Source organism: Hylemonella gracilis ATCC 19624 (assembly GCF_000211835.1).
Taxonomy (GTDB): domain Bacteria; phylum Pseudomonadota; class Gammaproteobacteria; order Burkholderiales; family Burkholderiaceae_C; genus Hylemonella; species Hylemonella gracilis.
The window spans coordinates 1-8574 of the sequence record NZ_AEGR01000064.1; the positions used below are offsets into that span (position 1 = coordinate 1).

5 protein-coding genes and 1 riboswitch are annotated in these 8574 nt (G+C 63.8%); all 5 genes read right to left on the reverse strand.

What is annotated here, in order from left to right; translation table 11 throughout:
• Nucleotides 1–1470 (reverse strand): two-partner secretion domain-containing protein (locus HGR_RS10790; protein WP_138922485.1); only part of this gene is annotated, 1470 nt, incomplete at its 3' end.
• A gap of 143 nt (nucleotides 1471–1613) precedes the next feature.
• Nucleotides 1614–1711: riboswitch (cyclic di-GMP riboswitch) on the reverse strand.
• Nucleotides 1712–1855: 144 nt separating this feature from the next.
• On the reverse strand, nucleotides 1856–3616 hold the full coding sequence (locus tag HGR_RS17075) for a ShlB/FhaC/HecB family hemolysin secretion/activation protein (protein ID WP_081463517.1): 1761 nt from the start codon (nucleotides 3614–3616) through the stop codon (nucleotides 1856–1858).
• A gap of 299 nt (nucleotides 3617–3915) precedes the next feature.
• Nucleotides 3916–5073, reverse strand: a complete 1158-nt coding sequence (locus HGR_RS10800; RefSeq protein ID WP_006298283.1) for an NAD(P)/FAD-dependent oxidoreductase — start codon at nucleotides 5071–5073, stop codon at nucleotides 3916–3918.
• A gap of 55 nt (nucleotides 5074–5128) precedes the next feature.
• Nucleotides 5129–6544: an efflux transporter outer membrane subunit gene (locus tag HGR_RS10805; protein ID WP_006298284.1), complete on the reverse strand. Its 1416-nt coding sequence runs from the start codon at nucleotides 6542–6544 to the stop codon at nucleotides 5129–5131.
• Nucleotides 6545–6614: 70 nt separating this feature from the next.
• Nucleotides 6615–8574, reverse strand: a 1960-nt coding sequence (locus tag HGR_RS10810; RefSeq protein WP_006298285.1) for an efflux RND transporter permease subunit, incomplete at its 5' end; no start/stop codon positions are given.

Sequence of the window (8574 nt, forward strand, 5' to 3'; positions counted from 1 at the left end):
GCCCTGGTTGAGCAAGCCCGTATCGGAGTGAATCACCGCGTCCTTTGCAGCGATGGCGCCGGTAGAGGTGTTGACGATGTTCGCAGCCGCGAGGTTCAACCCCCCGCCCGATTGCAGGGCACCACTGTTCGTGACGGCGCCCGGCGTGACCAGATCCAGGCTGGTCAGGGCTTGCACCCTGCCCTGGTTGTCCAGCGACTGCGCCCGAATGAGCACGTTCGTTCCATCGACCAAACCCTGGTTGATCACACCGCTTTCAGAGATGACCGTCACCTCGGCTGCAGCCACGACACCCGTGGACGTCTGGGTCACGCCCTGCACCTGCACGGAGATCTGATGCCCTTGGGCCTGAAGCGCACCGGTGTTGGTCAACCAACCATTGGCCTGCAAAGTCAAGTTGCCGGTCGTGGCCGCGATGACGCCGCGCTGGTTGACCCCAACCCCCGCTTCGGTGCCGATCAAGTGGATTTGCCCGGCATACATTCCACCAAGCTGGCTCACGTCCAGCGCAAACGCAGGCGTCGGATCCGCCGCCGAAGCCGCCAAGGGGCTTGCCGCCAGAGTCGATGCGTTGACCTGGTTCGCTCCGGTCACGACATTCAGGCGATCCGCCCAGATGCCCGCATTGACCTCCACGGCCCGCGCCAGGATGGCGGTGTAACTCGTCCCCCGGGCATCCAGACCACCGCCACCGAAAGTGATGCGCCCGCCCTGCACCCGATAGGCCTCCAGCGCGCCTCCACTGAAAACCGGCGTGCCCGTGGTCAGTGTCACGCCACCGGCGTTGATGAAGCCCGCCCCATTGACCTGAATGCCCGCGGGGTTGGCAATCACCACCTCCGCACGCTGGCCCGCCACCTCCAGCCAGCCATTCAAGCTGCTGGGCTTGCTGCTGTTCACTTCATTGAGGATCACCCGCGCGCTGCCGCCCGAGGCCAGCCACGGGTTGCCCTGCACCCAGCCGCCCAGCTGGGTTTGCACGTCGCCGCGGCTGTTGTTGAGGATGACTCCCCGGCTCTGGATGTCGAATTGACTGTAGGTGTTGCGCGAAACGCCAGCCGCGCTTGGCGTCTGAATATTGACCAAGGTCACGTTGTTGGGTGCTGTCAGCACCGTGGGCTGCTGGGTTCCAGGTGCCGAGGGGTCCGCCACAATCTGCGCCCAGGCCAGGGGCTGCAAGGCCCAGCCCCCAAGCAGCAACGCCGCCGTTGTCGTGGCACTAGCGCCAACCCTGCGAGCGCGACGCTGCCCGCTCGCTGCTTGTCCAGCAGCACGTGCGTCTTCTCCAACAGCCATCAGCGCGCCACGGGCGCGGTTGAAAATGATTCGATAGCACAGCCGATTCATGTCAGACACTCCCTCGCATCGCGCTCGTTTGCACTGCGGATTCATACACGGGGGTGTAGTCGCTAACGCGCCAGCGCTGACATGCCGCAGCGGGCCGCCCCCGGCATGGGGCATCGGATTCATTACACGCGCGCGCCCTCTTGGACATGCACCCCTCCCTCTGCCTACAAGGCACTCGGTCCGTGAGGAAGGGAAAGGAATCGCGCTGCAACGGCCGAAACAACCTCTGCGACAGACACCCAGGACCTGACGGTCAGAAACGGATGCCTGGCAGCCCCGCTATCGTGTCAGTGCGCTTCGCGCCGCTGCGTTAGACCGGTGGCTTTGCGACCCCGCCTTTCGGACAGGTGTGCCTTGGGAAGAAAGTATAGGCAACTCGGTGCAGCGGACAGGCGTTCGTGCAGACATCACAAGGTAACAAATTGAACACTGAGCACATGGCGGGCCGCAATTGGGCTTGGGGCCCATGGCGAGACGGTTTGTGTGGGAGCCGATAACCCCCGCGACCTCAGAACGCCATGGAAAGTTGGAAACCCGTGGTTGTATCGGCAGTTTGGAAACCTTCGGGTTTGTCCAGCGGGGCTGCACAGAACAGATCAAATGACAGAGCACCTCGGCCCTGACCGATTTGACCGCGCAAGCCGAGCACGATGCCAGAAAGGTCTTGGCCGACCAGTTTCTGTGCGCTAGGGCCGTCAACTTGGCCATGGTCGACGCCCAAAAAAACCTGCTGGCTCCCACTCCACCAGCTCCCCAAGGAGGTGCTTAACTCATTGCGCCACCACCAACCACGTTCACCGGCAAGACTGGATTCACCGTCAAAACCACGCACGCTATAGCGCCCACCGATGCTGAAGCGGTCTTGGGGGGTCAAGGGTGTCCGTTCACGCTGCCCGCGCCAACGGCTGCTCCATTGCAAGGGAAAACCAATCAGCTCGAATGACTGAGCCCAACCACCTTGCAGACTGAAAAGTGCGAAATGTGAGCGCCCTTCATCCAACTCTTCCTCCGGAGCGGACAAGGCACCAAATGCGCCCGTGCCTCGCTTGTATGTGAGCTGTGAGTCGAACTGTGCTCCGCCAATCTGGGTCCGATATTCAAGATCCAAGGCCCACCCGCCCGTGCGCCGACGCTGAACCTCAATTTCGGTGTCGTCAATGAAATTCTTCGACTGCCGCGCAAAAGCCTGCAGCCCGACCGTGGTCTTGCTGGTAGCGTCGCGGTACAACAAACGAGTGAGCGTTGCGTCCTGTTGCGCGCCGCGCCCGCTGTACACATAGTCCTGAGCCACACCCGCCACCGTCTGGTGGTAGCTGTAACGACTGGTGTTGAAGGCAATCGACCAATAGCCAAAGGGTACGGAATAGTGCGTCGCAGTATTGCGGGCACCACGATCACCCGGCTCTTGATCACCTAGTTCGCCACCCAAATTGCGGCCAGCGGTGATGTAAAACAGATCGTTCAGCGTCCACCAATGGTCATAACTCACGGTGGTATTGGCCTGGTAGCGCCCCGTGGATTTGGAGCCACCATCATCCACAGAAAAATTAAGCCGAAACGGGAAACTTTGCTCCCAGCGAATCTGCAGATCGCTTTCACCGGGCTGCGCACCGGGAACGATCTGGATGTCCGCCTGAACGGTCGGTACTCGACGCATGTTCTCCAGCGCCTGCTCGATGTGTCGCAGGTTCAGAACTTCACCGGGCTGAGTTGGAAGGGTCGTTCCAACAGGAGGTTTTCTCCCGCTGCGAGGCTCCGCATAAGTCACGGCACTGATACGCCCGGGCAACAATTCCAGCGTCAGCAAACCGCGCGAGAGATCTTGCGGAGGAACCAGAACGCGTGAAGTCACATAACCACGCTCTATCAAACGCTGTTGCACCAGTTGCACTGCATGAGCGACGCCCTGAATGCCAATGCAGCGTCCTTCAACGCCTTCTTCATCGTCGTCAAGTAACGGTGCCAGGGCCCAAGAAAAACGCCCTTCACCATCACCTTCAAGGACGACCTTCTGAATCAAGAAACAAGGAGATTCGTTCAAAGGCCAAGTTGGCTCGGGGCGGGCTGCTGTCTCTGGCTTAGACCCAAATACGTCAACACCACGCTGCAAAGCCTCACGCTGGTTCCGCTCGCGCTCAGCTGCGCGGCGTTGTTGCTCCAACTCTGCTTCTGTTGCGGTTTGAGCGTGGGCAGCTACCCCACCAAAAGTTAAAACCAGTACACCCAAGATATGGCTGCCACAACCGGCGGCAATTTTTCGCGCGAACATACGCTCCCTAATCCCTAGATTTCTATTTTTTACCCACGGGAATCAAGCCAACAAATTTAGGCGTCCAGAGCACGATGACCAAGACGCCCAGATCGACATCGTGCGCGTCTTCAGCCCCAACGACGTCCAGCAGCTCCGCCTCCAGATGCAATACATTTCTTTGCTATGGGCAATTGGAACCGCGCGAGGATGAATCAGAGCTGTGGCTTGGCGACACCGACATTCTGGCGGGCGCTGCCTCGCGCTTACTTTAGCCCAATTGGCACCATGACCGCACGCCATCGGTGCCATGCGCGGGGCTAGAGCAGCTGTCGAACCCACTCCCCCATCGCCAAACAACTCGTCAACCCCGGCGATTCAATGCCGAGGAGGTTGACCAGTCCGGGCACGCCATGGTCGGCCGGACCCTGGATCACAAAGTCGGCGGCGGCTTCGTCGGGCGCGCTGATCTTGGGGCGCACGCCTGAATACGCGGGCTGCAGGGCGCCGTCCTGCAAGCCGGGCCAGTAGCGGCGGACTTCGGCGTAGAAGGACTCACCACGCGCGGGGTCGACGGTGTAGTCGATCTGGTCAGCGGTATCGACGGACAGCCACTCGGCATCCGGCCCGAAGCGCGCCTGGCCACCCAGGTCCAGCGTGAGGTGCACGCCCAGGCCGCCGCCTTCGGGCATGGGGTAGATGAGACGGGAGAATGGTGCGCGCCCGGCAAGAGAGAAGTAGCTGCCCTTGGCGTAATGGGCCGTGGGTACATGCCGCGGGTTCAGCCCTTGTATCTGGCGCGCCAGCGCGGGCGCGCTCAAGCCGGCTGCGTTGACGAAGGTTCGGGCCCGCAATCGGGTGCTGCTGCCCGATGCGCGATCCACCGCTTCGATCTCGATGCCGTCTGGCATCACGGTGGCGCGCGTCACCGGCGTGTTGAACACCACCTGCCCGCCCGCGTTCTCCAGATCGCCCTGCAAGGCCAACATGAGGCCGTGGCTGTCGATGATGCCAGTGCTGGGTGAGTGCAAGGCAGCGACGCATTGCAGCGCGGGCTCCAGAGCCTGGGCCTCGTCGCGGCTCAACCATTGCAAGTCATGGACCCCATTGGCCGCCGCCTGGGCCGCGATGGCCTGCAGCTTGGGAAGCTGCGCTTCGCTGGTCGCCACCAGCAGCTTGCCGCAGCGGCGGTGGCTCACACCACGCTCGGCGCAGTAGGCGTAGAGCATGTCGCGCCCCTGCACGCACAGACGCGCCTTGAGCGTGCCCGTCGGGTAGTAAAGGCCGGCGTGGATGACTTCGCTGTTGCGTGAACTGGTGCCCGTGCCGATGGCCGACGCAGCCTCCAGCACCAGCACCTCACGCCCGCTCAGCGCCAGGGCACGGGCCACCGCCAGACCGATGACCCCAGCGCCCGCGACGACCACATCGACTTGTTCCGCGACTTGTTCCGTGCCCTGCTCAATGCTCTGTTCCATGCGTCAAGCATAGTGCAGAGCCGGGCACACACCGGAACGTCAGCGCACGGAAGACTCAGCCCTTCTGGCCGGCCGCCACGTCGTCACTGCCCCCCAAGGCCTTGTACAGCTGCGCGGCCGCCGACCACATGCTGCGCCGCACCTGGATCAGGCTTTGCTGCACGGAGAAGAGCTGGCGTTGCGCGTCCAGCACTTCGAGGAAGCTGCCCACGCCTTGGGCGTAACGCGCCTCGGCGATCAGGGTGGCGCGCTGCTGTGAGCGCTCCTGCGCCTCCACCGCTTGCAGTTGCGCGGCCAATTGGTCGCGGGCCACGAGCTGGTCGGCCACTTCGCGGAAAGCCTGTTGAATGGTCTTTTCGTACTCGGCGACGGCGATGTCCTTGCGCACCGTGGCCAAGTCCAGATTGGCCTTGTTGCGTCCGCCCTGGAAGATGGGCAGGCTGATGGTCGGCGTGAAGCTCCAGGCTTGCGAGCCGCTCTTGAACAGGCCGTCGATCTCCGAGCTCGCGAAGCCGGTGGAACCCGTGAAACCGATGCGCGGGAAGAACGCCGCACGCGCCGCGCCAATGTTGGCATTCGCGGCCAGCAGACGTTGCTCGGCCGCGCGCACGTCCGGGCGGCGCAGCAGCACTTGCGACGGCAGCTCCGCTTGCTGGTCTAGCGCGATGCCTTGCGCGGCCAGGGAACGCGCGGGCGGCAGATTCGCGGGCTGGGTGCCGACCAACGTGGCCAGGTAATTGCGCGCGGCGGACTGCTGCCGCGTGAGCGAGGCCACTTCGGCTCGCGCGCCTTCATAGGCGGCGTCGGCCTGCAGGTAGTCCAGATCCCCAGCCAGACCGCCCTTGCGACGCTGGTCGACCAGTTCGCGCGTTTGGGCGCGGGTCTTGAGCGTGGCCTGGGCCAGTTGCAGGCGCTCGTCGGCCTCGCTTTGCGCCAGGTATGCGTCCGCCACATTGGCGATCAGGGACAGGCGGAAACTGCGTTCGGCTTGCTCGGTCGCCAGGTAGCTGGCCTTGGCGGCGTCGCTCAGACTGGCCACCCTGCCCCAGAAATCCAGCTCGAAGGACGGAATGGCGACGTTGACATCCGCGCGCCGCCCGAGCACCGAGCTGCCCGTTCCGGACAAATCTCCCGGCGTGCGACTGCGCGCCACGCTGCCCCCGGCGTTGAGGCTGGGCAGGCGGTCGGCGCGCTGGACGCCGTAAAGCGCCTGCGCCTCCAGCACGCGGGCAGTGGCGATGCGCATGTCACGGTTGTGCTCCAAGGCCAACTGGATCAGGGCGCGCAGGCGCTCGTCGGGGAAGAAGCTCTCCCAGGCCACGGGCTTGGCGGCCACGGTGCGGGCGTCGACTTGGATCTCGGCGGGCCAAACGTCAGGCACGGACAGCGCGGGACGCTCGTAGCTCGGCGTCAACACCGTGCACGCGGAGAGCAAGGCGGCCGTGGCCACCAGGGACAGGGAACGCAACATGAAAGGCCTGTTCTGAAAATGTGAGTTCGATGAGGCAGTCACCACGGCATCACCCTCTGCTTGCAGTGACTTAGTCATGACGCGCCCCCACTTCCAGAGCGGGCAGACCGTCGCCGGACTTGCCATCGTCCCGGCCCTTTGAAGGGAACAGCCGGCTCACGGTCAGGTAGAACACCGGCACCAAGAAGATGGCGAGCACGGTGGCGGCGATCATGCCGCCCATGACGCCGGTCCCGATGGCGTGGCGGCTCTGTGCCCCCGCGCCCGTGGAGATGGCCAGGGGCAGCACGCCGACGATGAAGGCGATCGAGGTCATCAAGATCGGGCGCAGGCGCAGGCGGCAGGCTTCGATGATGGCCTCTTTCAGGGCCATGCCTTGGTCTTGCAGGCTGCGCGCGAATTCGATGATCAGGATGGCGTTCTTGGACGACAGACCGATGGTCGCGATCAGACCGACCTTGAAGTAGACGTCGTTCGGCAGGCCACGCAACAGCACCGCCAGCAAGGCGCCAAACACGCCCAAAGGCACCACCAGCAACACCGAGAAGGGAATCGACCAGCTCTCGTACAGCGCTGCCAGGCAGAGGAACACGACGATCAGCGAGATCGCGAACAGCATGGGCGCCTGGGAACCTGACAGGCTTTCCTCGAAGGAGGTACCGGACCAGGAATACCCCACGCCCGCGGGCAGCTGCGCGGCGATCCCACCCATGGCGGCCATGGCTTGGCCGGTGCTGTAGCCCGGAGCGGGGTTGCCGGTCAGCTTGACCGAGGGCACGCCGTTGTAGCGGTCCAGCTTGGGCGCGCCCACCATCCACAGAGGCTTGACGACCTCAGCCAGCGACACCATGCCACCCGTGCGGTTGCGCACCTGCACGCGCAACATGGCCTCGGGGCTGGTGCGCACGGCCGGGTCGGCCTGCATCTGCACGCGCAGCACCCGGCCGTTGCGCTCGAAGTCGTTGATGTAAGCCGTGCCGAACAGGGTCTGCAAGGTGTCGTTGAGCACGGCGATGTCCACGCCCAGGGTCTGGGCCTTCTCGCGGTCAATCTCCAACAGCAGCTGCGGGCCCGCCGGCATGCCGTCCAGGCGCACGCCCGCGAGCGCGGTGTTCTTGGATGCGGCCTGCAGCGCCAAGGTTTGCGCCTGCGCGAGTTGCTCGCGCCCCAAGCCGCCGCGATCCTGCAGGCGGAAGTCGAAACCGCCCACGGCCGCCAGCTCCGGAATCGGCGGGGGATTGATGCTGAAGATGAAGGCTTGCTTGAGCATGAACAAGGCACCGTTGGCGCGCTGCACCACGGCCTTGACGCTGTTTTTCTCGTCGGGACGCAATTTCCAGTCCTTCAGGCGCACGAAGAGCAGACCCGCGTTCTGACCACGGCCGAAGAAGGAGAAGCCCACGATGCCGATCGCGTGTTCCACCTCAGGCTGGCTCAGGAAGAATTTCTCGGCCTGCTCCATCACGGCCACCGTGCGTTCCTGCGTGGCGCCGGGCGGCAGCTGGACCATGGTGATGAAGTAGCCCTGGTCTTCCTCGGGCAAGAAACTGCCCGGCAACTTGGCGAACATCAGCACGGCGGCAGCGACGATGACGGCGTAGACCACCAGCCAGCGCCCGGGCTTGCCGAGCAGCTTGCGCACCGCGCCAACGTAGCGCTGGGTGGCCGCCAGGAAGGTGCGGTTGAACCAGCCGAAGAAGCCCTTGCTCGGCAAGGCGTGACCTTTCGGATCGTGCTTAAGCAAGCTGGCGCACAAGGCTGGTGTCAGCGTCAGGGCCATCAGCGCCGAGAACAGCATGGTCAGCACGAGGGTCACGGCGAACTGACGGTAAATGGCACCCACGGAACCAGAGAAGAAAGCCATCGGCACGAACACCGCGGACAGCACCACGGTGATGCCGATGATGGCACCCACGATCTGATCCATCGCCTTGGCCGTGGCTTCGCGCGGTGGCAGATGCTCTTCCTCCATGATGCGCTCAACGTTCTCCACCACCACGATGGCGTCGTCCACCACGATGCCGATGGCC

Coding starts and splice junctions, on each gene's coding strand:
- HGR_RS10805 (WP_006298284.1), bottom strand. CDS start 6,544: ATGTTGCGTTCCCTGTCCCTGGTGGCCACGGCCGCCTTGCTCTCCGCG.
- HGR_RS17075 (WP_081463517.1), bottom strand. CDS start 3,616: ATGTTCGCGCGAAAAATTGCCGCCGGTTGTGGCAGCCATATCTTGGGT.
- HGR_RS10800 (WP_006298283.1), bottom strand. CDS start 5,073: ATGGAACAGAGCATTGAGCAGGGCACGGAACAAGTCGCGGAACAAGTC.